This is a genomic window from Bacteroidales bacterium (assembly GCA_031276035.1).
Taxonomy (GTDB): Bacteria; Bacteroidota; Bacteroidia; order Bacteroidales; family BM520; genus RGIG7150.
This window is the reverse complement of sequence record JAISNV010000028.1, coordinates 1-25,459: the sequence shown is the minus strand read 5'-3', so window position 1 is coordinate 25,459 and position 25,459 is coordinate 1. Positions and strand designations below refer to the sequence as shown.

The window sequence follows — 25,459 nt, the reverse complement described above, 5'->3', positions numbered from 1 at the left end:
TTTATTATTATGGGAATAATTTTACAAATACTTGTATCAAGTGTTGCGGTATATTTTACTGCTTGGCTTTTGCCTGGGATAACTGTAAAAAGTTATGGTTCTGCAATATTAGTCGCTATTGTATTAGGTTTATTAAACGCTTTCGTAAAACCTTTTCTACAATTTTTATCTTTACCAATAACAGCTTTAACATTAGGCTTGTTTTTGTTTGTTATTAACGCTCTTGTTATTTTATTAGCAAGTTGGCTGCTTGGAGATAACTTCCATGTTAATAACTTCTGGTGGGCATTGCTATTCAGTGTTATTGTTAGTCTTATCAGTGGACTTTTAAGTAGTTTCATTATGTAGATCTGCTTTTGCAATAGATAAAAATTATATTTTTTATAGTTGCAGAAGTTTATAATACATTTTCTTTATAGATTGAAAAACATCTTGTAAATAAATTTTTATTTACAAGGATAGGAAATATTTATATAGAATTGATAACTATATATACGAATTTAATATAGTTTATTTTTTACAACTTATTCGTATTTATTTTTCCTACAGAAATTTTAACTTTTTTATGTAGTAGAGTTAAGCTTGTGTCATATAAATTTATGACATATGTTTTGCTAATAAATTCGGTTGTAGCCTTTCTGATATTTGAAATTGCCTCCGCTTATTAGCACTAAATATATATTAAATTTCATATTGTGTTGTTTTATAATTGAAAAGTAAAATAAGCGATTACGATTAAATCGAAAAAATTATATTAAAACGAATCGGCTATTTACCTTGTCGCCAGCGATTAAGTACAGTACGTGTTTTAACCGGAAAGATCCCTTTTTGTTTTGAACGAATATCTTCAGTAACGAAAAATACCTCTGGATCGAAATTTGTAATTATTTTCTCAACATCTTTCAACTTTTTTCTATCAATAATAGTTTCTATTATATCAATATCACCCATAGAACCAGAAGCATGAAGCAAAGTAGCTCCATAATCTTTTTTATTTAAAAGATTCAACAAATCTTTTCCGTTCTTTTTTATATAAACTTTACATAGAACAATACCGTAAGCAATACGTTTCTCAATTAGTATTCCGACATAATTTCCGGTTGCATATCCGGCTGCATACGAGAGGTATGAAACAATGCTGTTTGCTCGGGATAAAATTTCGGAAATAATTGTAATCCAAATTAAAACTTCAAAAAAACCTATGATAGGTGCAAGGTATTTTTCTCCTTTTGATACAAAAATGATTCGTAGTGTACCTAAGGTTACATCACAAATCCTCCCGAAAAAGATAAGAATTGGAAGAAGATAAGTATATTGATCAAGTATTGCCGACATAATAATAAAATAACTTCACGTAGCTAACGCATTTATTTGGATTATATTTTATTATGTTGTGAAAATATTTTAATGCGGGTTTTATCTTTGCGATATAAAATTGTACAGCTTTATATCGAACAGAATATAATAAACGGCACAAAATTATTTTATATATAAAAACTTATTATTAAAAAATTATTGTAAACTATTAAAGAAAATTTAATGTTCTATTCCCCTGTAGCATAATAGACATTCTCCCTGACTTTTATCAAATAATCATCCAAATTATTTACCTTTTGAGTTCCCATAAACCATAATGGATGACCACCTTTGCGAACTTCGGAAAGGATTTTAGGATCATTGGCTAACTCACTGAACCCATTTCTTTTATAAAAACTTAGTCTGCGGCTTGTCATTTCATCGTATGGAATTTCAGATTCGAGAAAAACCGGTTTATGCAGATTAGCTGAAACCCAATCCAATATTTGTTGACCAATTTTTCTGTTACGCATTTCAGAACGAACAGCAATAAAATGAATGTAATAAGCATCTTCTAAATCCCAATAAATGAAAAAACCGGCTAATTCATCATTTTCATAAATTGCATTAAAGTGCATAAATGAAGCATTATCTATTAAATTAGCCCACAAATGCGTTTTGTAAAAGCGTTCGTATTCGGGAAATATATCGTTATGGAGATTGATAAGCGTTTTAGATTCCGGGTTTTTACTATTCGTGATTCGTTTGAGTTTCATAACTTTCTAAAATTTTACAAAAGTAGAAAAATATTTTCATTGCCAGAAAGTAAACAATGAGTAACAATTTAGGATTGAGCCAAATTCCTTGGCCTGTGTTGTTTTACCATTATTTCAAATAACTCTAATACGATGATAAGCAATTCTTTTGAATGTATTGGAATATACAGGAAATTATTTAATAAAATTACTTTTCGTTCCGATATAAGTCAATGTCAATCGGTGCATTGCCCTTGTTGCTGCAACATAAAGCATACTCCTGTCAATCTCCGAATTGTAATTCTTGTCGGTTGCTTGTGGAATTATCACTTCATCAAATTCCAAACCTTTTGCCATGTGAGCTGAAGTGATGATAATTCCTTGTACAAAAGCGGAACTCCGGCTTGAAAGGAAGTAAACATCGTCTGTATATGTTTTTAACTTTTCTGCAATTTCTTTTGCTTGTGATTCTGTCTTACAAACAATTCCAAGCGACTTGTACCCGGATTTTTTGAATACAGAGATTAGATTGACAATCGTATAAATTTCATCTTCCTCCTTTTTTAACTTTAGAAATTGCGGATTCTCTCCATGTCTTGCAACTGGCTCCAGCTCATTGTTTGCATGTATCTTTTGTGCAAAATCTGTTATCTCATAGGTTGAGCGGTAACTTTTGTGCAACTTCATCACTTCCCCTGTAATAAGTGCTTTCCGAATCATATCGGCAGTGGATGAGCCGTAAGGATTGACCGATTGGCTTGCATCACCCAAAACGGTTTTCCGGCAGGGATAAAGTTTTTGTATCAACTTATACTGTATGGGTGAGTAATCCTGCATTTCGTCAATCAAAAGATGTTTGACACGATTTTGTGTATGATTTCCTTCCAATGCAATATGGAGATATGCCAAAGGTGCTAAATCTGAATATTCAAGCGTGCGGTTTTTTCGCATTTTAAACATTTCGGGCTTACCTATCCATTTGTATAAATCTTTATAAACATTAATATCATTATTTCCGGCAAACATCTTCTTTATTTCTTTTTTTAGCATATTTCGTTCGATGGTAGTAGCAGTAATCCGATATTGTATCCGTGTCATTTCCAAAATATAATCTGCCATCGGTTCAAAACGTTGACGCATCGGGTAACGGTTGAAACGCCGGAACTGTTCTTCAATAAATCCGGCGGGGATAGTAAAATGTTTTGTAAGTTTCACATCCACCGCTTTGAAGTAGTTGTTTTCGATATAAATAATAAACCTGTCTAATTGAGAAATAAAATCAAAAGATGCCTTATGCAATATTCGGTCAGTAAAGCCCTGAGCGGGCTTCGTAAGCAATTCATTTACCTGCTCAAAGAAATTTTGAAATTTATATTTGTTATCCAGCACATCGGAAAGTATTTGTTCCATACTTGTTTCAGGAATAATCTCTTCACCGAGTTCCGGAAGCACATTAGAAATATAGTCGGCAAACACCTTATTAGGTGAAATTATCAGTATATCCTTTGAAGAAATAGTACCCTTGAAGGTATAAAGCAGGTAAGCGATGCGATGCAGGGCGATGGATGTTTTTCCCGAACCTGCCACCCCTTGAATAATCAAAGCATTCGCATTTTCATTACGGATAATTCTGTTTTGCTCCCGTTGGATGGTAGCAACAATATTTTTCATTTTATCGTCTGCATTGGAATTGAGTTCCTTCTGCAGAATATCGTCATGAACAGTCAGAGAACTTTCAATCATAAACTCCATTTTTCCGTTTCGGATACGATATTGACGTTTCAATGAAATATCACCTTCTACCTTACCTGTCGGAGAAATGTAAGAGGCCTCTCCCAATTCATGGTCGTAAAACATGCTTGAAATCGGCGCACGCCAATCATAAATAAGTCCAATCTTACTATCAGAATCGTAAAATGAATTGACTCCAATATAAACGGCTAATACCTTGTCGTTTTCTTTTCTTCCCTTAAAGTCAATTCGACCGAAATAAGGAATATCCAGTATCTTTCCCAATCGGTTACGTTTGTTAATTACATTTTCTCCCAATGCAAAATGATTCAGAATGCTTTCCCTCATAGAACGTATTTCGTGCGGATCAATATCCTTATTCGACCACAGGTAATCTTTATATTCCGCCAATGTATCAATATGTTCTTTCACTGTGACATCCGTACTGTTGATGGTCTTTTTCAGCAAATAGATAACTTGCTGTAAATATTCTCTTTCCTGTTTTTCAGTTTTATTAAATATCATAAAGCTCTCCATGTTATTATATTAAAAAAGACGCAAATTAGTGCGCAAAATTACTATGTTGCAATGATGTATGAAATGGCTATTTATAGCTATATATAATGTTGGTTTTGTATCTTTGCACATTTAATAAATGAAAATGAATATTCTTAAACTTGCAGAACAGAGTCAACAGAATGCATGGAAGGTATTGGAAGAGACATGTATCATTCCGACGTGGGAACGCATTGGGGCAACTGTTAATATAGTTGGTTCACTCAAATCCGGTCTGTTTATGAAAAATAGGGATATAGATATGCATATTTATACGGATAAACTTAATATTGCGGAAAGTTTCTCTGTTATACAGGAATTGGCGGAGAGGCTGTCTTTGAAAGAAATTCAATATAAAAACGGGATTAAAACGGAAGAGGAATGTATTGAATGGCATGCATTATACGAAGATAAAGATATGAATATATGGAAATTCGACATGATTCATATTCGCAAAGGGTCAAAATATGACGGCACAGTAGAAAAGGTTACCGAAGCCATAATCAAAAAACTAACTCCCGAAATACGCAAAACAATTCTTCAGATTAAATATGATGTGCCGGATGGTATAATGATTCCGGGTATAGAGATATATCATGCAGTATTTACTGGAAATGTGAAAAATTATGAGGGATTGAAACAATGGCAAAGAGCCAATCCGTTGACAAACAGTTTAGATTGGTTGCCTTAATAGATTATTCCAAAGTCGCGGGCAGTATTAATTGCCTCTATTACATTATCGACATTAAGCTTTGCCAATATATTTTTTCTGTGATTATTAACCGTATAAATGCTGATGCTCAATTTATCTGCAATTTCTTTACTTAAAAAACCTTGGCGAATTAATAATAGTATTTCTTTTTCACGGTTAGTAAGTTGTTTCTCTATCGGAATTAATGCAGATGTAAGTATCTCACCCGTTTTGCAATTAATAACCGTTCTTTTGATTTTTTCTGCGGATATCTGGTTAGGGGATATATCTATTATTCCCATTATAATCCATGCCTTACCGTTCTTATCTTTTTCAATAACCTGATGACGACTGATAACATTTACATAATGTTCTTTTGCATTCAGCATCCGGTATTGAAATATCTGTAGGTAATCGTTTCTTTCTTCTATGGGGAGTGAATAAATAAATTGTCCGTGTTCGATTTGATATTCTATAAGTTGTCTCCTATCGTCAGGATGGATTCTTTCTTCCAATAAATCGCCCTGTTTTCTTATTGTTTTTATCCATGCGGGATTATATCCGAAAATAGTAGAGAAGTTATCGGAAGCGAAATCGTATCTCTCTTTAAATACATCAACTGTGAAAATACAGCTCTGGCTCATTTGGGCGAAATCTTTTATAGATTCTCTCTTCTTATTCCACAAATCATAGTCAACGTCAAGATTACTAATTTGCTGTTTTGCCCATAATTCTGCAGGAGTTATGTCGTTGGAAATCATGGCGCAAAGATAATAATAAAAGACCATTTATTTGGGGAAGTACTTGTAATATATTTGAATTGTGCTAAAAAATTCAAAAAGCAAGGATTCTTAAACAAAGAAGTTTAAAATTAACTTAAAAAAATATGCTTATGTGTGTATTAATTGTTCTATATTGTTTAGTTTACGACTGATGTTTCGCAAGTACCGAACGATGAAATGCAAAGTTTTATGGAAATTTTGGAGAACAAGTAAAAGCCAATAATCATTTCGAAAATGATTAAATAAAATTTCGGATGCAAAATCCGTCTGAAAATTGATTTTAAACGTCTCAGTTATGATATTGCCGAAAAGCAAAAGGCCTGTAAAACGCATTGTTTTACAGGCCTTTTGTCTATGTTTTGGAAGTGATTCAGCGGAGAAAGAGGATTCCGAACGTTCTCTCTTAACCATATGTTATTCAACAGAATGATGATTTCTATTTGAGCTAAGGGGTACAAATTAGGTTCAGAAAAAATGAGACATTTCTACCAATATTGTCTGCCTTTGTCATATAAAACTCAGATACAAAAGTAATATTTTTTTTAAAATAAAGACAGTCGCTGAGAATAAATATTTTGTAATTACTGCAAGGTGCAAATATCTATATAGATATTTGCACCTTGCAGTGTGCCGTGAGAATGTGGAATGGCTGCCACGTTCGTAACTGCAACATAGATGGAAGTTTGGCCTTCCGCAATCGCTTTACAGGAAGAGGTTGCAAACCAATGTATGCTGCTCTGTTCAAAAGGCAGGGTAGTGAGCGATACATGGCGGCATTAGCCGTCAGGTGGCTGTATAGGAGATGACCGAAAGGGAACCATTGATTATGCGTCGAAATGCAATAAGATGATGTCAAAACCGGATTGATGCAAGAAATCCGGGATAAGTTCAGAGGGAACCTGTTTACTGTCTGTTCGGCATCCGGCGTAGAGGTGGCATGACCTATATGGAGGCTATGTTGTGGAACACGGGAACCCACCAAAAGATGCTAAGGGAGCAACCAAAAGCAGTCACCCTGCAAGGTTTGAGTACCGATGCTTTTGGTGGGGGCGGACTGCTTCGTAGTAGTGATGAAGTTGCTGTAATGGCAATGGAGCGAAGGGGGCAGCTTATCCGGCGTATTTGTATTGTACAACTAATTAAATTTTAGGATGACACAAAATCAAAACGCAAAACCGTTTATAATCGACAAGCATACAGTAATGGATGCTTGGAAACGGGTTAAAGCAAACAAAGGAAGTGCGGGGATTGACAATGTAAGTATAACCGATTTTGAGGGTAATCTCAAATGTAACTTATACAAGCTGTGGAACCGCATGAGTTCGGGAAGTTACTTTCCTGATGCTGTAAAGTTGGTGGATATACCTAAATCTTCGGGTGGGACACGTCCATTAGGTATTCCAACAGTAGAAGACCGTGTCGCTCAAATGGCGGTTGTCATGCTGATAGAACCGAGAATGGAACAAGAGTTTCATGCAGATTCGTATGGTTATCGACCGAATCGAAGTGCTCATGATGCATTGGCAAAAGCACGGGAGCGCTGTTGGCGGTATGATTGGGTATTGGATATGGATATCAGCAAATTCTTTGATACCATAGACCATGATTTACTCATGAAGGCCGTAGAGCGTCATGTTCATGAAAAGTGGATACTGCTTTACATAAAGCGTTGGTTGAAAGTTCCGTATGCGACTCAATCTGGAGAACGCATAGAAAGAAACATGGGTGTACCGCAAGGTTCAGTCATAGGGCCGGTTCTTGCGAACCTGTATCTTCACTATGCGTTCGACAAATGGATGTCGATTTACTATCCATCTATTCCTTTTGAACGTTATGCCGATGATACGATATGTCATTGTCGGAATCTTGAAGAAGCCCAAAGGCTTGAAACGTCCATAATCGAACGTTTTGCAACCTGCAAGTTAAAGCTGAACGAAGCCAAGACACGTATAGTTTACTGCAAAGACGGAAAACGAAAAGGAGAGCATACTGAAATTACATTTGATTTCTTAGGCTATACCTTTCAACCCCGTGCTTTGAGAAACAAAAGTGGTCAGGTTTTCAATGGCTTTTCCCCTGCAATCAGCAAGAAAGCTAAGAAACGCATCCACGAAAAGATGCGATGCTGGAATCTGAGCAGGCGTGTGCAGATAAAACTATCTGACATTGCTGTAGGTATAAATGCGGAGGTTCGAGGTTGGATAAACTATTACGGAAAATTCTATAGTAGTTCGCTGAAATCCTTTCTTCAGGAAATCAATTTGAAATTAGCACGTTGGGCAGAAAGGAAGTATAAGCGTTTTAGGAGAAATCCGAACAAGGCTTATAAGTGGTTAGTGAAAGTGGCATCTGAAAATCCTCGTTTGTTTTATCATTGGCAATATGGAGCCAAACCTAACAGATTGAAGCCGTTTGGATAAGAAGAGCCGTATGAGGGGAGACTTTCACGTACGGTTCTGTGAGAGGCTTGGGCTGAAATGCTCAGGCCTACTCGACCTAATTAATGACTTGTCCTGAAAAAATAATTTATTTCTGTCTAAAATTGGATGATAAACCATTTGTATTACAGTATGAAAAAATTATAAATGTTTATTTTTATCAATGAGTAAATATTTTATCAAATAATCGAATCTTTCCGATGTAAATTTCTGCATTAAGAGTTAAAGGTTCACAAATAGTAATTAATACTGAATCTATACATAATGGATTATGTTCAATAAAATCCATACAATAATATCCGCCTGAAGTTAATACATTTATTTCCGATGAAACTTCTTTAGCTTTAAGTTGCATTGTTTGTTCAGTTATATTTGGAATATTATCAAATAATATTGTTATTAAATGCTCATTATTTATTTTTGATATTTGATTGACAGGAATGTTGACTTTAATTTCCAATATAGAATTTTCTTTGGGAATAATATATGCGGTTGTTTTTATATAGTAATCATATTTGAAAAAGAATAAGATTAAAATAAAAACCGCAAACAAACAAATCAAGATTGCAAATCCGGTTTTGCTTAAATATGAAGGGATTTCTCCTATTATATTTCGTATCTTTTTGCTACGTAATTCTATGTTATTGTCATTATCCATTTAATTTCCTAATTCAAGCTGATTTTTAACTAAATTATAATATATGCCTTTATTTATTATAAGAGACTCATGGTTACCTGTTTCAACTATTTCCCCTTTTTCAAGTACAATTATTTGATCTGCATTTTTTACTGTACTGAGGCGGTGTGCAACAATTACTACAGTTTTTCCCTTGTAAAATTGCTCAAGATTTCTTATAATGACACTTTCATTACTAGCATCTAACGCATTCGTGGCTTCATCTAAGAATATAAAATCCGGATTCTTATATACAGCTCTTGCTATTAATATTCGTTGACGTTGACCTTGACTTATTCCTTGCCCTTCTTGTCCGATGATTGTATTGTATTTTAATGGTAAAGAATTTATAAAATCATGAATGTTTGCAGTTTTTGCGGCGAATAACAACCTGTCTGTGTCAATAACATCGTCTGAAACGGCAATATTCCGAGCTATTGATTCTGAAAAAACATATCCGTCTTGCATTACTGCTCCACAACGATTTCTCCACCAATCTGTATTTATATCATTAAGACTAATGCCACTCACTTTTATTTCACCGGAAATAATTTTATAATATTGCAAAAAAAGTTTGATTAGAGTTGTTTTACCGCTTCCACTCGCACCAACAATTGCAGTAACTTTCCCTTCTGGGATTTGCAATGTTATATCATCTAATGCTTTTGGCGAATTCGGACCTTCATATTGAAATGTAAGATTTGAAACATTAATATCTTTTGTTAAGAGAGAAATTCTATCTTTTGTTTTATTTGCATTTTCGTCATCTTTGTTATGTATCTCATTAATTCTTTCTAAACTTATCTTTGCATCTTGATATTCATAAATAAACTGACTAGCTTTTTCAATTGGAGCATTAAGCTGACCGATAATATATTGAACCGCGAGCATCATCCCCAGAGTTAATTCACCTTGTATAACAGAAGTTGCAGCAATGATAGTAATTAGTATATTTTTTGACTCATTTATAACAACACTTCCGATACTTTGAATTTGCTCAATTTTTAATGAATCAATTCTTATTTTAAACAGATCTGCCTGAACATCCTCCCATTCCCAACGCTTTTGCTGTGCACAATTTTGCAATTTGATTTCTTGCATACCGTTTATTAATTGATAAGTTTTACTTTGACTTATTGATGCTTGTTCAAAGTATTTATAATCAATCTTCTTACGCTTATTCAGAAAAAATAAAGTCCAGATTGTATAAATAATACTACCGATTAAGAATATCAAAAATATTTTAAAACTATAAATCCATAATACAATACTGAAAATTATAAAATTGAATGCAGAGAATATAATACTTAATGATTGGGTAGTGAGGAGGCGTTCAATCCTGCTATGATCTGAAATACGCTGTAATAAATCCCCAATAAGTTTTGAGTCGAAGAAACTCATTGGAAGCTTCATTAGTTTGATAAAGAAATCAGAAACAAGGGATAAATTGATACGAGTGCTTATGTGCAGTAATATCCAACTTTGTAAAAAATCAACAGAAGTACGACTAATTATAAGGACAAATTGTGCTAATAACACAAGGTATATAAAATTAATATTTTGATTTTTTATACCGATATCAACTATTGATTGAGTAAGAAATGGGAATAACAATTGAAATAAACTGCCTAATAATAACCCAAGAATAAGTTGAGCGAAAAACTTTTTATATTTAACGAAGTAGTTTAATAAAAACTTAATACTGTTACGAGTTTTTTTTTCTTTATTATTGTAAAAATCAGGTGTAGGATCAAGAATTAAAACGATGCCGGTTTGTTCATTATCTACATTCGTGTTTGCCCAATGTTGCATAAACTCATCTTTACTATAAGAAAGTTTTCCTGTTCCGGGATCAGCTATATATATCTTCTGATGTTTTCTAAATATACTTTTATGCTTTATATCATATATGACAACAAAATGTTTTTGATCCCAATGTATAATGCAAGGTAATTTTATATCATTTATTAATTGTTCCCAATTAATTTTTACGCCTATAGTATGGAATCCAATTTGTTCCGCAGCTTCACTGATACTTAAAAGAGATGTACCTCGACGAGTGGGAAAACATTTCTCCCTTAACCATGCAAAATCAAAATCTTTACCGTAATACTTTGCAATCATCCTAAGACAAGTAGCACCACAGTCCATAGCATCCGGTTGAATATATGTTTTAAATCTCATTTATGAGTTAAATAAATTACATAAATTTTCTTTCTTTAAAACAATTTCGTAATTACTAGTTGGCGGACATAGAAATCTATATATACATTCTTGGCATTTTTCGCCATCTCTTATTCTACGCCAAGTTGTGTTGTTAACTAATTCATTATATATTAGCTCAACAATAGATTGATTTTGGAAATAACCTATAGTCGGACAATTCATATTTGCTTTTACTTCCCCATTAGGCAAAAAATATAAGGAACCGAAAAAGTTTGAATTCAATTTTTGATTACAAAAAATTTTTCTCATTTCTATGACTTCTGAAAGTATATCACTTTCCTCCAAAAAGACATTTTCTTCAAAGAATTGAAGATTTTGTTTGTTATAAATGGGTGAAATCGTAGAATTTATTTCATAATTATTAGATATATTATTTATTAGCTCTAAATGTGATAAATCTTCAATAAGAAAATTAAAAGTAAAATCTTTTTTAGTGTTTACTAACTCTATCATTTCTAATAAAGTATTATTTTCAAAAGGCATAGAGATATTTATTTCTTTATTGAAAGGTAGAGATAATAAATAATAAGGATCATTAATTTGGTTTAAGTTAAACCATAAATGATAGCTAAAATCATATTCTTGGAGAAAATCCAATAAGTCATTCCATGCAGGGTGAAATATAATATTTCCACCAAGTATGTTAATTCTTTTAACTTGTAAATAGGAAGATTTTATCACAATATCTTTTATGATATGCAATGGCATAAAAGATACATCAGACAATTTTGAACAAGAGGGGATTTGTTTGTAATAAATGTCACATCCTGTACAATTATGACTACATTTATTAGATATTATTAAATTAATTGAATGTAGATACTGGCTTATGTTATCTCCTATTAAATATTCTTGGTTTGATTGTTGTAACTTTTCAATATCATTTTGCAGGCATAAAATAGGTAGAAAATTCATCGGTTTATTTTCAGATTTTTTTTCGATAATTATGCCAATATTTAATTTAGTTATTTCATCAATAAAATCATAAATACTATCATCGGCAATATCATATAATCCCAAATCAACGACACCAAGATTAACCGGATTATAAACTTCTTTTATTAGTTTGATATGCACTGCATTAGAAGTTATAAATGAATTTCCATTGATAGTATTATAGAGAATTATTTTTATGGATGAATTGAAAGACACATAAACATCTTTATTTAAAGTAAACCATGCATTAATAATTGTATTTGACATTTTTTTTAACTTTATTTGTAAATAACTTCGCTCATTATTTTATTATATGCTTCAGGATGTCGAGCAAAAAAACTTAGTTGTAAGTTTTTATAAGTTTCATACATTTCGTTATTCATAAAACCTTTACAATTACATTTTGACTTTTCAATTTCCGGTATATTAAAAATGCACTGGATGCATGTTTTTGCATTGTAACATTTATTACATAGTGGAGAAATCTTTGAATAATATACATTGTATTTTTGTGTAATTTCCTCGAAATCTAAATTAATATAATCTTTTTCGATTGTTCCTAAAGCAAATTGATGCCCAATTCTTTCACAAGGAAGAATTTTACCGTTTACGGTTATAAAAACTTTTTTAGAAAAAGGTATACAAGTGCCAGATGGCATTATTTTTTCGTTTTTATACTTACCAAATAATAACTCATTATAGTTCTCATATTTATATGGCGAGTTTTGCATTAAAAATACAGTTGCTGAGTGGTAAGTAGGACTTAATAAAAACATTTGATTTTCTAATTCTCCGTAATTTTCAGATTGCATAAGACTCTCGGTCACATTTTGAAACATTTGTATAAATTTTATTTTCATATCATCCCTAATACCCATGTCATTTAATGAACCAATGCTTGGAACTTTATCATAAGTTTGATGAAAAAAATTATAAATTTCAGCAACCGAGTTACGATTATGCAATACCGTATTAAAGTTAACTTTATTAGCAAAATAATTAGGGTACTTAGACTTTAGTTTATTTATATTTTCTACAACATGTGTAAAAGAGTTTTTCCCTAATTTATTAATACGATAAGAATTACAATATTCATTTCCATCTAAACTTATAAGTAGGCTAAAGTCATTAGCAACTAAGATGTCAATATATTTATCCAACAAAATACCATTAGTTGTCATGCTATATATAAACTTACGTTTACTATCCTTGATTTTATTAATATAATTTACAACAGTTTCAATAAATGAAAAGTTTAATAAAGGTTCACCACCATAAAAACTAATATATACAGAATTATTTATTGAATTGCTTGATGACAAATCCCATAATTCAACAAAATAATCAAGAAAGCGAATAGCTTTATCTATATCCAGGTCTTTATTTTCTCTTGAATCATAATCAGAATATAATTGTCCATAACTGCAATATTCACATTTAAGATTGCATTTATCTGTAATTTCAAATGTAATTTGTGGTGTATTAATTAATGAAGATATTATTTGTCCTTTTGTAATAGCTTTTCTTTGTATCATAATAATTATTTATTCTAATTCTATCGGATTATATGGAAATGAATATTTTTTCAATTCAGCTTCTGATTTTCCGGATACTCTAAGTGTAGATTGCATATAACTGTATGGGTTGTTGTGAAAATTAATTAAATATTTATTTAATTTCTCTCTTATTGTTTTCTCATATATCCAGTCCCACATAACAATTTGAACCTTTGTGTTTTCAATGCCTATGCAGGTAAAGGAATAATGTTGTTCCGAATCTGAAATTGCAAGAATTAATCCAGGAAGTCCACAAAAATTCCACGGTCCATCCGAAATGGGTATTTCATTAGTAAACCATGCTTCCCATATTCTTCCCCTAAAATTAGATGTTGCTTTTTGGCATTGATAACCTAAAATTTCTTTCAGATCTGAACTAATATTCCAATTAAATTTACAATAATCATCTAAATATAAATAAATAGGTCCATCGAAAGGCGAACGATATATAATAGTGTTCTGACCTTGTAGATAATTCTTGAATACTTCCATCGGTAATATTGTTTTTTGACATAATGGAAATGCTTTAGCTCCTTTATAATATTGAACAGTCGCTATGGAATCATACGAGAATAAAGTATAGCTGTAACTTTTAGATAATTTATCACCAATTTCCAGATATATTATATCATTAGTTATATCAAGAGGTTTTTCTATATTATTGATTATATCAAGAGAATATGCAACTCTAATAATACTAGTATCTAAAACATTATATTCATTAATAAGTTTTGATGGAACAATGGTTTGTCCCAATAAATTTGTAACGCAATAGAATAAAAGAACAGTGGTAAATATTTTTTTTCGTTTCATAATACAAATTAATTTAAATTATAATATTAAAATCATTATTAAGAGGCTGCCAATTATTTATTGACAGCCTCTCCGGTTTACTATTTAGCAACTACATACCAAACATTTTCACAAGCAGGACTGTAAAATCCCGATGAAATATTGGCACTTGCGTTTGCAGAAGATGAAGAACCTCCTGAACCTGAATAACAGCAACCGCAACCACAGACTTGAACTTTATCGCCTCCTGTTAAGGATTGCATTTCATCTTTAGTTAGCTGATTTTTAGTTATTTTGTTTAATTTAATTTTATTCATAATAAATCTTATTTAAAGTTTATAAAAATTAATATCTTCGCAATGTGTTTTACAAATGTGGGTGTTTAATGCCTTTGCCTGCCACATTGCAATACAGACAAAGGCTTAAATGCCTAAGTTCGTTTTACATAAATGCCAAATATCCATGTTCATATTATAGTAATTTAAATTGTACTTTTAACATTATTGACGATGGTCTGACTATATATTCGGAATAATATGTACTTAAATTACCATAATATGAGTAAATATAACTCTTGGTATTAAAAATATTATCCCATTCAAGACGAAGCCGAATTCTTTTTAAATTATACATTATCCCGATATCGAATAAATAGAAATTTTGTTTGATTTCTGCATTTTTGATATAATAATATTCAAAGGAAGCACTAAAAGTCAAATTCTTCAATATTGTAAAATCCAAATTGGCTGCGTTAATAAGATTAATCATGGGGTCAAGCGTTGTTTCTCCGTCAACAATTCCGGCAACCCTGCTCAAACTCAACTTATTTGCGAATCCTATTTTATTAGTAATGGCTAATGAAATAATTAAATTTGTATTAATTCCTTGATTAATATATTTTACTAACTGATCCTGCCTTAATAAGGGAGTATTGCCTTTACCCCAAGATAACATTGCATTAAATGAAAGTTTTTTCCAGTTAAATCCTTTATTTAATCGTCCGGTCAGTCCTATATAATTCCCTTTATTTTCAAGTTCAACAAGATGAATTTTCATTAATGCTCCTTCAAATTCTTGAGCATACATAACTTCATTCCGATAGTTATTATAACTGAATTCTATATCTGCAAAAATAAAATCCATAATATTTTTATATGATAATTTTAATGATATAAAATTTCCATAAGAATCGCTGAGCCTATTTTCGTATCTGCTCAAAGTACGATAGTTTTGAAGAATATATCCGGAATAAAGAGTACTTAGATTCGGACTAGAATTGTAATAATTCCAAGAACCTATTAATTCCCAGCGACTAGAAAACAAATATTTAAATCTTAAAGAAGGTTGAAATAGAAGTTTATGTTGCTTTTGATGATTTTCTTCTTCTCCTAATAATGATATATATTGGTATGATAAAGGTAAATTAATCCAAGCACTAAGTCCACGATAATTAAAATCGAACCTTAAAGCTCCTCCTGCTTTTGCCCGTAACCAACTTATGTCATTATTCAATGAATCATTTGTAAGTAAAATAAAATTAGTATCCGTTAAGGCCGTATAAATGTCTGAATTAAGTGATTGATGTTCAATGGATAGAAAGAGTGCAGGATTAACACGAATAAATTTCCATACTAAGGATGATAAGAATCGCATAGCATTGTGTGTCTCAAAAGATGTAAACAAAATATCTTGTTCTACCGCATTATATGAAGTAGAATCATTTAGGATATCATTGAAAACCCCGGGAGAAATTGTTAATTGATATGGTTGCGACTGAAAATATGTTTTTGAGTCAATTTCAATACCTTTTTTATTTAAATCGGTTTTAATCCAATTAAATATATTTGAAGCTTTAAATGTTCTGTGATTAAATTCTTGCTCAATTAACTCATCTGTAAAAATATTTCCGTTGCTATTTTCCCAACTTCCGTCAAATTTTAAAGTGTTAATAAGATAATTCTTTTCATTATTTCTTTTAAATGTAAAATCACCTTCTAATTTATTTATTGAAGTATGTGATATAAGTTTCTCATTAATAAAAACCGTATCTTCACCGGGTATAAAATAAATCGTATTAGATTGGCTATTTCTATCATCAACATCAATATATCCGACCAAATTAATTATAAACTCATCATCCATTTTTGATTTTAGTAATGTGTTAAAAGTTAAGCCATGTCCTTGATTAAAATAATATCTGTTTTTGTTTATTTGTGGAGGAGAGGGCATTATTATAGAAGATAGTGGTTGGATACCTATATTTTCGTCAAAAAGATGAGATTGAAACTCTTTATAAATATCATTGCCGGAATTATTTGTTTTATAAGATAAAATGTTTTGCCTTCTTTTGCCAAAATACATCCCAGTAAGTCCTCCATCCCACAAGAATTTACTATTAAAATCAATGCCGACTCCGAGGTCAGCCATTATTGAATATATACCTTTCGCCCCATCTTTAAGTTTAATATTAAGAGCAACGTCATCAGTAAAATCAATATCTTGAAGAGTTTTAATCGGTTGATGATTTTCAAGTACCTGGACTGTAGCTACATCAGCAGCACTAATATTATTTGTTGCAATACCGTAACGCCCTTGTAACATATCCATATTTTCAATATAGAATTTACTGATAGGTTTTCCACGGTATTCTATTATGCCACTTTCTTTTACTTCAATTCCCGGCATTCTTTTCAAAACATCAGCAATAACAATATCGGTAGAATCTCTGAAAGATTCTACAGCATAATTTATTGTATCCCTTCCTCCCCAAATTTTGTCTGCTTTTATTACTACCTCTCCCAGTTCAATTGCTTCTTCAATTATAACAAAATCTACTACTTGATTTTCATTAATGATTTTTTTAATCTGCCGCTTAACATTAAATCCGTAAACAGCTAATAATAATTCTTTTTCTTGCCCTGAATAATAAATGGTATATTCTCCATTAACATCGCCGATATTATAAGCAATAATAGTACTGTCAGCAGATCTCAATAAGGTTACTGAAACATTTGGTACGGATTTATTTTCTTGGTTAGATATTTTCCCACTTATAATAGTTTGAGCATATATCGTACTAAATGTACAATAAGCTATAATAATTAAAAAAAACAAACCTATTTTTTTCATTTTTTTATTGGGTTACATATATTTGATAATCCATAAAAGACAAACCATTAAAATCAAAGTGTTCAGAGAATTAAACTACCATTCACATAAACATAAAGGAATTGTGGAGATATAGAAAATAAGTAATTAGGTAACAAATTATTCCCATTCATTTTTATAACTTTATTATGAGTAATGAGATTTTCATAATCTAACTGTTTTAAAATCTTCTTAAAATTTTAGTTACATTTTCATTCTTGTACTTATTACAAATCAACATTAGAATTAGTAAATGATAGACTTTTTTCATGGAAAATTTTATTTAATTAAGTTTTATGGTTCTTTTTCGACTAATGTTTTAAGTTTCTTTACTTTAATTTTGGTAACTTTGTTTTAAGCATTTAAATAAATTATTATTTATAATGCTTTACATTTTAGAGTTCTTCCACTTTTATCTTTGAGTGAAACAATACTTGCAGTTACTTGTCTTTTAAACTTCAATCTGATAAATGTATTTTTCATCAAAAATCCATATCTTCTAGGGGGGACATAACCTTATTTTGCTATAATGAGCGTACGTTTATAAAAATAAAAACTTCTAATTCCTAATTCTAATAGCTTAAGGTTGTGATTACCGACTTTTAAAGAATGTTGACCTAAATTTGCCCCGCATTAATTATGCAGGGCAACGATTGTCGATATTGGTTTTGTATAAAACTAATATGTGGTGCCAGATATAATTTATTTTAGTTTCAATAAACTTAATACTTGGAAAGAAATATAAATGGAAAGAATTTAAAATTTGCCCGTTTAAGTTTCTTCTTAATTTTGCTTCTGTAAAAAATGAAACATCTTTTCCCTTAGGGAAAAAAGATAAAATATCACTATATTTTTTTCTTTTTGACACGTCCTTTTCATTTTAAATTTGCTTCAAAAATACATATTATTTTTTTATATGCAACATTTTTTTAAAAAAAAATATTTTTTCAATATACTATATGCAACAAAATAATCACTATTTGACAGAATTATAGACAAAAAACATAGAAGTATAATTATAATACAATCATTAAAATTTATATTAATAACAAAATTTAAAGTAAAAATATTTTAAATTTTTTGTACCTGTTAGTAAAGATACTAACTTTGTAAAAGCAAATATTAAAAATTATATGAATAGGGGGAAAAGTCTTATATATAAGTTATCTTTTTCATTTTGGATAGCTACTTTTATAATTCTTATCTATTATTCTTTTTAAGACCTATTTCGTAGTATTATACAAATAACTTTTATTATTATAATGATTTATTAAATTATATATATTATCTCTAAATATTTTCAAAACAGAAAAAGTAAGTTATACGCATTCATATAACGAGCCTTAAAATATAATTAATAGAAGATAGAAATAGTGTAAAAAGTCGGTTATTATGCAATAGCATAGAGAAATATAATAGAATAGGGACATATATATTCAATGTTTTTATATTGTTGAATATCTCATTTAAAACAAAGCATTGATTATTTATAAAATAAATATTTAATATGAAAAAAGAGATTAAAAACATTGTAAAAGATGTTGAAAACAAAGTTAAAGCAAAAGAAACTGTAATAACAGATATAATAAAAGATGCTCCTTGTATTATTTCTATTTTAGAATCCGGTTATGATAAACTAAAAAGCGTAGTATCAAAGCATGGATTTACAGATCAAAAAGAGGAAATATTCTTTTTCAAAGAAATAAAGCCAAAATTATTTTGCAAGCTGATATATTATCAAAATACATATCATATAGAATTGCAACGTCCAATCACCGGATTTGCAGCTCAAAAAGAATATTTTGAAAAAGAACTAGAGCAAATAAATATTTTTTATAGTAGAAATACGGAATTTATTCAATATTATCGCTCCGGAAGAACAGTTGCAGATTCTTTTTATTTTATTCGTGGTATAAAAGAAATTACATTAAATAAAGATAGTTTTTATTTTGAAATGGACTCTTGTTTTTCAACCGCATACGATTTCAAACTTACTAAATTATTGGCTAATGATATGCTGGCAGCATATATTAATAATGAATTGATAAAAATTGAACGTAAAAAACATAGTCCGGAAAAATTCTCAGAATTTCAATCTAATGAGAAATGGACAGATAAAAAAGTTGCTTTAGTAGAATTGATATATGCCATACATTCAGCCCAAAGCGTCAATTCTGGTAATATAGATTTGAAAACTCTGGCATTTATGTTTGAGAAGGTTTTCAATATTGAACTTGACGACATATATCATGTATTTCTTGAAATTCGAAACAGAAAAAACGAACGAACCATTTATTTAAACAAATTAGTAAAAGTTCTTAATGAGCGGATGGATGAAGTTGATGCTTAAAATATAATTATCAAATTCATTCTCTTAAAATTTCTTAATAATATCCTTTTAGAATTTTTCCCAACTTGGGTTTTAATAAGTAAATTTCCACCCAATAACACTCTCTCTTACATTAACTTACAGAAATTTATCATAAATAGTTTCAATGAACTTCGATTGAAGTGTCAACTGATTATAATTCTTTTATTTTCAGAACAGATTGATCCAAAACTAATTTGAAAAAATCTTTCCCAACTTGGGTTGATCTTGGGAATTCAAATAAAAAAAAGACTTCACTTTTGCAAAAATTTAATTCAAATAATTATGGATGTTATAATAATAGAATCAAAAGCATATAAAGAGTTAATTGATAAAATCAATTCTATTGCTGAATTTGTTGCAGAACATCGTAAGGAAGATTTTCTAAATTTAGAAGAAGAATGGGTAGATAGTTATGAAGTTTGTACGTTTCTAAATATCAGTCAAAGAACACTACAAAGGCTTCGTTCAAAAGGATTAATCTCTTATTCTCTTATTTCAGGAAAAACTTATTATACAATAGCCGAAATAAAACGAATGCTAAACGAAAAATTAATTCGAACTAATCAAGAAACATTTCAAAATTTAATTGATAATCACATAGCATATGCTAAACAAAGAAGAATTGCTAAGAAAAACAAATAAGGGTTTAGATGTTTTCAGATACTATATTCCTACCACATTTCGTATAGGAAGAAACTTTTTAAATCCTTTATACGAAGATAATAGAGCTTCTTGCAATGTGTTTTTTGACCGTAATAGCGATTGCTATCGCTTAAAAGATTTCGGCAATGATGATTATAGTGGAGATTGTTTTTTCTTTGTCGGTATATTGAAAGGATTAGACTGTAATAGACTGGAAGATTTTAAAGAAATCCTGAGCATTATTAATCATGATATGTTTTTAGGTTTATCCTATGACAAGCATAAGTTTGCTGTTTCAAAGTTTCAAAAGCCGGAAAATAATATTACACATAAGCGGGAATCAAAACCATTTTTATTTAAAGAACAAAGATTCTCGGAAAGTGAATTATCGTATTGGAAACAATTTGGTATAATACAAGATATACTCAATACTTACAAAGTATCTTCAATTAAAGAATTTCAAAGTGAAAATTCCGAAGGCAAAACCTATACATTAACATCTTGCCCCGAAGAACCCATTTTTGGTTACAAAGGAAAACGATATATCAAATTATATCGTCCGTTTTCGCAAACCCGCTTTTTATATGGCGGCGATATTGGCGACAATTATTGTTTCGGCTTGGAACAACTTCCGGCAAAGGGCGATACATTGTTTATTACAGGTGGCGAAAAAGATGTGATGGCATTGGCTTCACATGGATTTCATGCGATTTGTTTCAATAGCGAAACCGTTCATATTCCGCAGGATATTATTCATAATCTCACTTTTCGTTTCAAACACATAATTCTATTATATGATGTAGATAAAACCGGATTGGATGCTTCGGCAAAACAGGAAAAGCAATTGGCTGAATACGGAATCAAACGGCTGATTCTTCCGCTTTCGGGAACGAAAGAAGAAAAGGATATTTCGGATTATTTCAAACTCGGAAACGGTCGGGATGAATTTATGAGGCTGTTTCTCGATTTTTTAGATAAACTCTATAACGATACAATGACCATGCTCAAATCATGTGAAATAGATTTTGACAACCCGCCGGTGAAAGCACAAGAAATTATCTCGGCTGGTGATGTTCCGTTGGGAACACAAGGAAATATCCTTTGCATTACAGGCGGAGAGGGTACAGGAAAAAGTAACTATGTTGCTTCTTTGGTTGCGGGTTCTGTGCGAACTTCCAATACAGTTGATACATTGGGAATTATCGTAAATGAAAATAAAAAACATAAAGCGGTTTTGCTTTACGATACCGAACAATCCGAAGTTCAGTTATTTAAAAACGTTTCCAATTTGTTGAAACGAGCGAAACTCAACGACAAACCCGATGAACTCAAAGCATTTTGTCTGACTGGAATGTCGCGGAAAGAACGTTTGCAATCCATCGTTCAAAGCATGGATAAGTTCTATTATGAGTTTGGCGGGATTCAATTGGTTATTATTGACGGTATTGCCGATTTGGTGCATTCCGCCAACGATGAAGCCGAAAGTCTGCGGGTTGTCGATGAACTCTACCGATTGGCAGGAATTTATCAGACTTGTATGGTTTGCGTTTTACATTATGTTCCTAATGGGTTGAAATTACGTGGTCATTTGGGTTCGGAACTGCAACGGAAATCTTCCGCCATTCTTTCCATTGAGTTGGATAATGACCAATCTACATCTGTTGTAAAAGCCTTGAAAGTTCGTGAAGGAAGCCCGTTGGATGTTCCGTTAATGCAATTCTCCTGGGATAAGGAAGCCGGAATGCACATATATCGTGGAGAAAAACCGCGTGAAGAAAAAGAGAAACGCAAAGAAAAAGAATTGCTTGGAGTTGCCCGCGAAATATTTGACCAACAAACATTTATCACATACATCGACCTGTGCGAACAAATTCAGCAAATTATGGATGTCAAGGAACGTACCGCCAAAAGCTATATCCGTTTTATGCGGGAAAAGGAAATTATCATCAAAGATATTTCCAATCAAAATTATTTTACAAGAGGACTTATATAACCATGAATATTGACAGAGAAACATTTATAGCCTTTATGGAGCGTATGTTCGACAAATTCGATATGCTCGACAAAAAAGTGGAACGCTTGGCAACTCAACAAAACTGTTTAGACGGAGAAAGATTATTGGACAATCAAGATATGATGTTCCTATTGAAAGTCAGTTCTCGCACCCTGCAACGCTATCGGACAAAAGGAATTTTGCCTTTTATTAAATTGAATGATGGTCGTTGCTATTACAAGGAATCGGATGTGCATCGGTTGATTAGGGAGAAGTGGTGAGATTATTTCAAATTATGTCTGATGTTTTCAATATCATCATCTAAATTAACAAAATCAATATTCTGGTTAATGTTCAAAAATTTGGCAGATTGAACTTGGATGTTTTTTAAGTTTTCAGCCCCATAGTGAGTAATTTTATACTTTTCACATTTTATTGCCTTATTACTTAACTCTTCAAAGTAAGGTATATCAACATCTGATAATGAATGCCCAATGATGATTATTGTATTGATAGAATGAAGATTGTTAAAGAAATACCTATTCTTATTTAGTATTTGTTCAGTATTTTTATAATTGTCATACGATTTTATCATATCAAAACCTTCTTCATATGAATAAGAAGTGTTTATTCCCTTTTGAGTTGTAGTGGGTCTTTCAAGTGAAATATTTTTAACAGCATGTCCAATAATAATATCGCTATTATCTTCAAGTACGCTCCTCCTGATTTTTGATTCTTGTGGCCAGAACTCATGAAATTTAGCTTTAAACCTCTCTGAAATTTCTATTATAGAGCGTTCTTTGGGACTGAATTTATCTAAATCTATCCATATTGCTTTATTATGTATATGTATAATATGGTCGGAATTTATTTTGTAAAGACGTTCTAATGTGTCGGAATAATTAAAGGTTAAAAAAGTTGCATTTGTATCTAAATTTAATTTTATCCTATCTATATCTGATGGATAGTCTAATGCTAATATCCAATTTCTCAATTCGTCTCTCAAACCAACAGTCAAATTATTTTTAATTTGTTCCATTTTGTCAATAAACACATATTTGTCGCCATCTCTATCACTATTATCATCTGGCAATAAATCTTCATTGTCTGCAAATATTTCAGCTATATCCAATTTTGATAAATTGCTTTCGAAATCAGACCATAAATCAACTGAAAAACAACTGTCTAACAAGTATAATAGACTTGGATTTTGTTTTTTCAAGTATGCCTGAAAATCTGAATATTGAGTTCTTAATCCATGATGTAAATCAAATCCATTCCCTATAACATATAACCTATCACTACTCATTTCCATCATAAAATTTTTATTACAAAAGTATAACATTAAATTCTCTCTTGTCCTTTTTCTGAAGGATTTATTCTATGCAATATAACAATGTATAAACAAAAATAGCACCCAATATTTCTATTAGGTGCTATTTCAAATTTCACAAAGAAATGAATGCTACATCTTTCGCCCTTTCGATTTCTTAGGAGCATCTTGTTTCTGCTCCTGTTTCTCTTCCTGCTTTTTCTGTTGATTTTCGGTGGGTTTTACCTGTTCCGGTTTCAAAGGCTCATTACTTTGTTTGGTGGCTTCGTTGGTTTTACCATCTGAATTAACTGCCACTTGGGTTTTATGACCTTCTGCCGGAGTAATTTCTTTGGCTTTCTCTTTTGCCTTATCGGGATTGAACTGATAAAAATCCAACTTTCCTTTCTCTTGATTTACTTTCACATACGCATTATATTCTTCCCCTTTTCCGTCTTTCATGCCTTTTACATAAATGGTTTTGTCGGCTTTCAAGTCGGCTTGTTGTTTTTCGGATAATTCCACTCCTGCAAGTGTTTTCGGAATACGGACAGTTTGTTCTTGTGATTGCCGTTGAACTTGTTTTTCCTCTTTGGGAAAGATAAATTCAAGGCTTCGTTTTTCCGCATTTACTTGAACCATTGCAGAGAAAGGCTGGTCTTTTGCTGAAATCATATTTTCCAAATAGACCGCTTTCCCCTCTCGTAAATCCGCTTTTTGGGTATCCTCCAACTTCACACCTTTGATTTCATCAGGAAGTTTAAGCGATGATGCTTTCATGGAAACCAATTCATTGGTTTGTGTGTCCACACTGATAAAAGACGGAATGTTTTCGCCTGTAATATAATTCTTTACATCTACCACACGTCCCATATTGCCACTTTCTTTCAAGTTCTTTTTATCCTCATCGCTAAACTGATGACCGAAGTACGGACGGTTCAATTCCGGCTGTTTGCGGATTCCGTGAATAGCCAATACCACATTTCCATCTTTGTCGGGACGAAACGAAAGCCGTGCATCGGTTTTCATAACAACTGTTCCCAGATTAGCTTCAATTGCAAATGTTGATGGCGATTTGTAACCACGCAACATGGGTTCTAATGCCTTTGATTTTTCAAGGTCTCCTTTGGTAATACCCAGATTTTTAAGTTCATCCCAATTAATTTTGTTCGGGTCAATGAAATACTTCGGTGATTCGCTTTGCTGTTGGGATTGTTTTTCCGGTTCTTTCACTTCCACATACAACTTACCCAAAATTTCATCGCCTGCCGGAGTAGGATTTTTCACATTCTTCTGCATCGTTTTCGCTGTCTGTTCCGCCTGCCCAATTTCCACTTTAAAGAAATTGAAACGTGTCGGGTCTTTCAACTGACTTGCAAAGTTCTTGAAAAAATTCTCAAACAAGTTCGCATTTTTGTCCACTTTCAGGAAATCGTTATTGTGTTCCTGTTTCGGCGGGACGGTTTGCAATTCGCCTTTTTCGTCAATACCTTTGACTACTCCAATTGTTTTCTTTTCCTTGTCGAATGCCAATAATACATCCGATTGTTGATTTGAATT

The 25,459-nt window shown here is 31.5% G+C and carries 20 protein-coding genes; 7 read left to right on the top strand and 13 right to left on the bottom strand.

What is annotated here, in order from left to right:
- The first annotated feature begins 9 nt into the window (after window positions 1-9).
- Window positions 10-348, top strand: a complete 339-nt coding sequence (locus tag LBP67_06730; GenBank protein MDR2084672.1) for a phage holin family protein — start codon at window positions 10-12, stop codon at window positions 346-348.
- Window positions 349-768: 420 nt separating this feature from the next.
- Here the strand turns inward: LBP67_06730 and LBP67_06725 are convergent, their stop codons facing one another.
- From LBP67_06725 to LBP67_06715, 3 genes are all read right to left on the bottom strand, one after another.
- Entirely contained in the window at window positions 769-1,335 is a 567-nt protein-coding gene (locus LBP67_06725; GenBank protein MDR2084671.1) for a DUF5698 domain-containing protein, read from the bottom strand.
- Window positions 1,336-1,544: 209 nt separating this feature from the next.
- A complete protein-coding gene (locus LBP67_06720) occupies window positions 1,545-2,072 on the bottom strand; it encodes a GNAT family N-acetyltransferase (protein MDR2084670.1) in 528 nt (175 codons plus the stop codon).
- 174 nt (window positions 2,073-2,246) lie between these two features.
- A complete protein-coding gene (locus LBP67_06715) occupies window positions 2,247-4,307 on the bottom strand; it encodes an AAA family ATPase (protein MDR2084669.1) in 2,061 nt (686 codons plus the stop codon).
- Between the two features lie 136 nt (window positions 4,308-4,443).
- Here LBP67_06715 and LBP67_06710 point away from each other — a divergent pair, with 136 nt between their 5' ends.
- Window positions 4,444-5,028 carry a phosphoglycerate mutase family protein gene (locus LBP67_06710; protein MDR2084668.1) on the top strand — a complete coding sequence of 195 codons (585 nt, stop codon included), beginning with the start codon at window positions 4,444-4,446 and terminating at the stop codon, window positions 5,026-5,028.
- Here LBP67_06710 and LBP67_06705 read toward each other — a convergent pair.
- Window positions 5,025-5,789: a LuxR C-terminal-related transcriptional regulator gene (locus LBP67_06705; GenBank protein MDR2084667.1), complete on the bottom strand. Its 765-nt coding sequence runs from the start codon at window positions 5,787-5,789 to the stop codon at window positions 5,025-5,027. The two genes, LBP67_06710 and LBP67_06705, sit on opposite strands and share 4 nt — an antisense overlap.
- A 1,172-nt stretch (window positions 5,790-6,961) precedes the next feature.
- Between LBP67_06705 and ltrA the strand changes: the two genes are divergently transcribed.
- Window positions 6,962-8,230 carry a group II intron reverse transcriptase/maturase gene (ltrA, locus tag LBP67_06700; GenBank protein ID MDR2084666.1) on the top strand — a complete coding sequence of 423 codons (1,269 nt, stop codon included), beginning with the start codon at window positions 6,962-6,964 and terminating at the stop codon, window positions 8,228-8,230.
- Between the two features lie 178 nt (window positions 8,231-8,408).
- Here the strand turns inward: ltrA and LBP67_06695 are convergent, their stop codons facing one another.
- From LBP67_06695 to LBP67_06665, 7 genes are all read right to left on the bottom strand, one after another.
- Window positions 8,409-8,906, bottom strand: coding sequence for a hypothetical protein (locus LBP67_06695; GenBank protein ID MDR2084665.1), 498 nt, complete (start codon window positions 8,904-8,906; stop codon window positions 8,409-8,411).
- Entirely contained in the window at window positions 8,907-11,108 is a 2,202-nt protein-coding gene (locus LBP67_06690) for a peptidase domain-containing ABC transporter (protein MDR2084664.1), read from the bottom strand.
- The gene (locus LBP67_06685) at window positions 11,109-12,353 is read right to left on the bottom strand and encodes a TIGR04150 pseudo-rSAM protein (protein MDR2084663.1); all 1,245 of its coding nucleotides are present in this window, start codon (window positions 12,351-12,353) and stop codon (window positions 11,109-11,111) included.
- Window positions 12,354-12,364: 11 nt separating this feature from the next.
- The gene (locus LBP67_06680) at window positions 12,365-13,621 is read right to left on the bottom strand and encodes a radical SAM peptide maturase (GenBank protein MDR2084662.1); all 1,257 of its coding nucleotides are present in this window, start codon (window positions 13,619-13,621) and stop codon (window positions 12,365-12,367) included.
- Window positions 13,622-13,630: 9 nt separating this feature from the next.
- Complete coding sequence (locus tag LBP67_06675; protein MDR2084661.1) at window positions 13,631-14,455, bottom strand: GLPGLI family protein; 825 nt, start codon at window positions 14,453-14,455, stop codon at window positions 13,631-13,633.
- Window positions 14,456-14,535: 80 nt separating this feature from the next.
- On the bottom strand, window positions 14,536-14,751 hold the full coding sequence (locus LBP67_06670; protein MDR2084660.1) for a TIGR04149 family rSAM-modified RiPP: 216 nt from the start codon (window positions 14,749-14,751) through the stop codon (window positions 14,536-14,538).
- A 154-nt stretch (window positions 14,752-14,905) separates the two neighbouring features.
- Window positions 14,906-17,563 (bottom strand): hypothetical protein, encoded by a 2,658-nt coding sequence (locus tag LBP67_06665; protein MDR2084659.1) that lies wholly within the window; start codon window positions 17,561-17,563, stop codon window positions 14,906-14,908.
- A 1,525-nt stretch (window positions 17,564-19,088) separates the two neighbouring features.
- Here LBP67_06665 and LBP67_06660 point away from each other — a divergent pair.
- From LBP67_06660 to LBP67_06645, 4 genes are all read left to right on the top strand, one after another.
- Complete coding sequence (locus tag LBP67_06660) at window positions 19,089-19,931, top strand: RteC domain-containing protein (protein MDR2084658.1); 843 nt, start codon at window positions 19,089-19,091, stop codon at window positions 19,929-19,931.
- Window positions 19,932-20,234: 303 nt separating this feature from the next.
- Window positions 20,235-20,594, top strand: coding sequence for a helix-turn-helix domain-containing protein (locus LBP67_06655; protein MDR2084657.1), 360 nt, complete (start codon window positions 20,235-20,237; stop codon window positions 20,592-20,594).
- Window positions 20,557-22,587 (top strand): toprim domain-containing protein, encoded by a 2,031-nt coding sequence (locus tag LBP67_06650; protein MDR2084656.1) that lies wholly within the window; start codon window positions 20,557-20,559, stop codon window positions 22,585-22,587. Before LBP67_06655 ends, LBP67_06650 begins: the two co-directional genes overlap by 38 nt.
- Window positions 22,588-22,589: 2 nt before the next feature.
- Window positions 22,590-22,868 carry a helix-turn-helix domain-containing protein gene (locus LBP67_06645; protein ID MDR2084655.1) on the top strand — a complete coding sequence of 93 codons (279 nt, stop codon included), beginning with the start codon at window positions 22,590-22,592 and terminating at the stop codon, window positions 22,866-22,868.
- 2 nt (window positions 22,869-22,870) lie between these two features.
- On the opposite strand, the gene LBP67_06640 is transcribed toward LBP67_06645, so the two are convergent.
- Both LBP67_06640 and LBP67_06635 read right to left on the bottom strand, forming a co-directional pair.
- Window positions 22,871-23,896, bottom strand: a complete 1,026-nt coding sequence (locus LBP67_06640; protein ID MDR2084654.1) for a bacteriophage abortive infection AbiH family protein — start codon at window positions 23,894-23,896, stop codon at window positions 22,871-22,873.
- A 156-nt stretch (window positions 23,897-24,052) separates the two neighbouring features.
- The gene (locus LBP67_06635) at window positions 24,053-25,432 is read right to left on the bottom strand and encodes a DUF3945 domain-containing protein (GenBank protein ID MDR2084653.1); all 1,380 of its coding nucleotides are present in this window, start codon (window positions 25,430-25,432) and stop codon (window positions 24,053-24,055) included.
- Window positions 25,433-25,459: the final 27 nt, after the last annotated feature.

Excerpts from the sequence above, each read along its gene's own strand:
- LBP67_06730 (MDR2084672.1), top strand. The coding sequence starts at position 10 with ATGGGAATAATTTTACAAATACTTGTATCAAGTGTTGCGGTATATTTT.
- LBP67_06725 (MDR2084671.1), bottom strand. The coding sequence starts at position 1,335 with ATGTCGGCAATACTTGATCAATATACTTATCTTCTTCCAATTCTTATC.
- LBP67_06720 (MDR2084670.1), bottom strand. The coding sequence starts at position 2,072 with ATGAAACTCAAACGAATCACGAATAGTAAAAACCCGGAATCTAAAACG.
- LBP67_06715 (MDR2084669.1), bottom strand. The coding sequence starts at position 4,307 with ATGATATTTAATAAAACTGAAAAACAGGAAAGAGAATATTTACAGCAA.
- LBP67_06710 (MDR2084668.1), top strand. The coding sequence starts at position 4,444 with ATGAATATTCTTAAACTTGCAGAACAGAGTCAACAGAATGCATGGAAG.
- LBP67_06705 (MDR2084667.1), bottom strand. The coding sequence starts at position 5,789 with ATGATTTCCAACGACATAACTCCTGCAGAATTATGGGCAAAACAGCAA.
- ltrA (MDR2084666.1), top strand. The coding sequence starts at position 6,962 with ATGACACAAAATCAAAACGCAAAACCGTTTATAATCGACAAGCATACA.
- LBP67_06695 (MDR2084665.1), bottom strand. The coding sequence starts at position 8,906 with ATGGATAATGACAATAACATAGAATTACGTAGCAAAAAGATACGAAAT.
- LBP67_06690 (MDR2084664.1), bottom strand. The coding sequence starts at position 11,108 with ATGAGATTTAAAACATATATTCAACCGGATGCTATGGACTGTGGTGCT.
- LBP67_06685 (MDR2084663.1), bottom strand. The coding sequence starts at position 12,353 with ATGTCAAATACAATTATTAATGCATGGTTTACTTTAAATAAAGATGTT.
- LBP67_06680 (MDR2084662.1), bottom strand. The coding sequence starts at position 13,621 with ATGATACAAAGAAAAGCTATTACAAAAGGACAAATAATATCTTCATTA.
- LBP67_06675 (MDR2084661.1), bottom strand. The coding sequence starts at position 14,455 with ATGAAACGAAAAAAAATATTTACCACTGTTCTTTTATTCTATTGCGTT.
- LBP67_06670 (MDR2084660.1), bottom strand. The coding sequence starts at position 14,751 with ATGAATAAAATTAAATTAAACAAAATAACTAAAAATCAGCTAACTAAA.
- LBP67_06665 (MDR2084659.1), bottom strand. The coding sequence starts at position 17,563 with ATGAAAAAAATAGGTTTGTTTTTTTTAATTATTATAGCTTATTGTACA.
- LBP67_06660 (MDR2084658.1), top strand. The coding sequence starts at position 19,089 with ATGAAAAAAGAGATTAAAAACATTGTAAAAGATGTTGAAAACAAAGTT.
- LBP67_06655 (MDR2084657.1), top strand. The coding sequence starts at position 20,235 with ATGGATGTTATAATAATAGAATCAAAAGCATATAAAGAGTTAATTGAT.
- LBP67_06650 (MDR2084656.1), top strand. The coding sequence starts at position 20,557 with ATGCTAAACAAAGAAGAATTGCTAAGAAAAACAAATAAGGGTTTAGAT.
- LBP67_06645 (MDR2084655.1), top strand. The coding sequence starts at position 22,590 with ATGAATATTGACAGAGAAACATTTATAGCCTTTATGGAGCGTATGTTC.
- LBP67_06640 (MDR2084654.1), bottom strand. The coding sequence starts at position 23,896 with ATGAGTAGTGATAGGTTATATGTTATAGGGAATGGATTTGATTTACAT.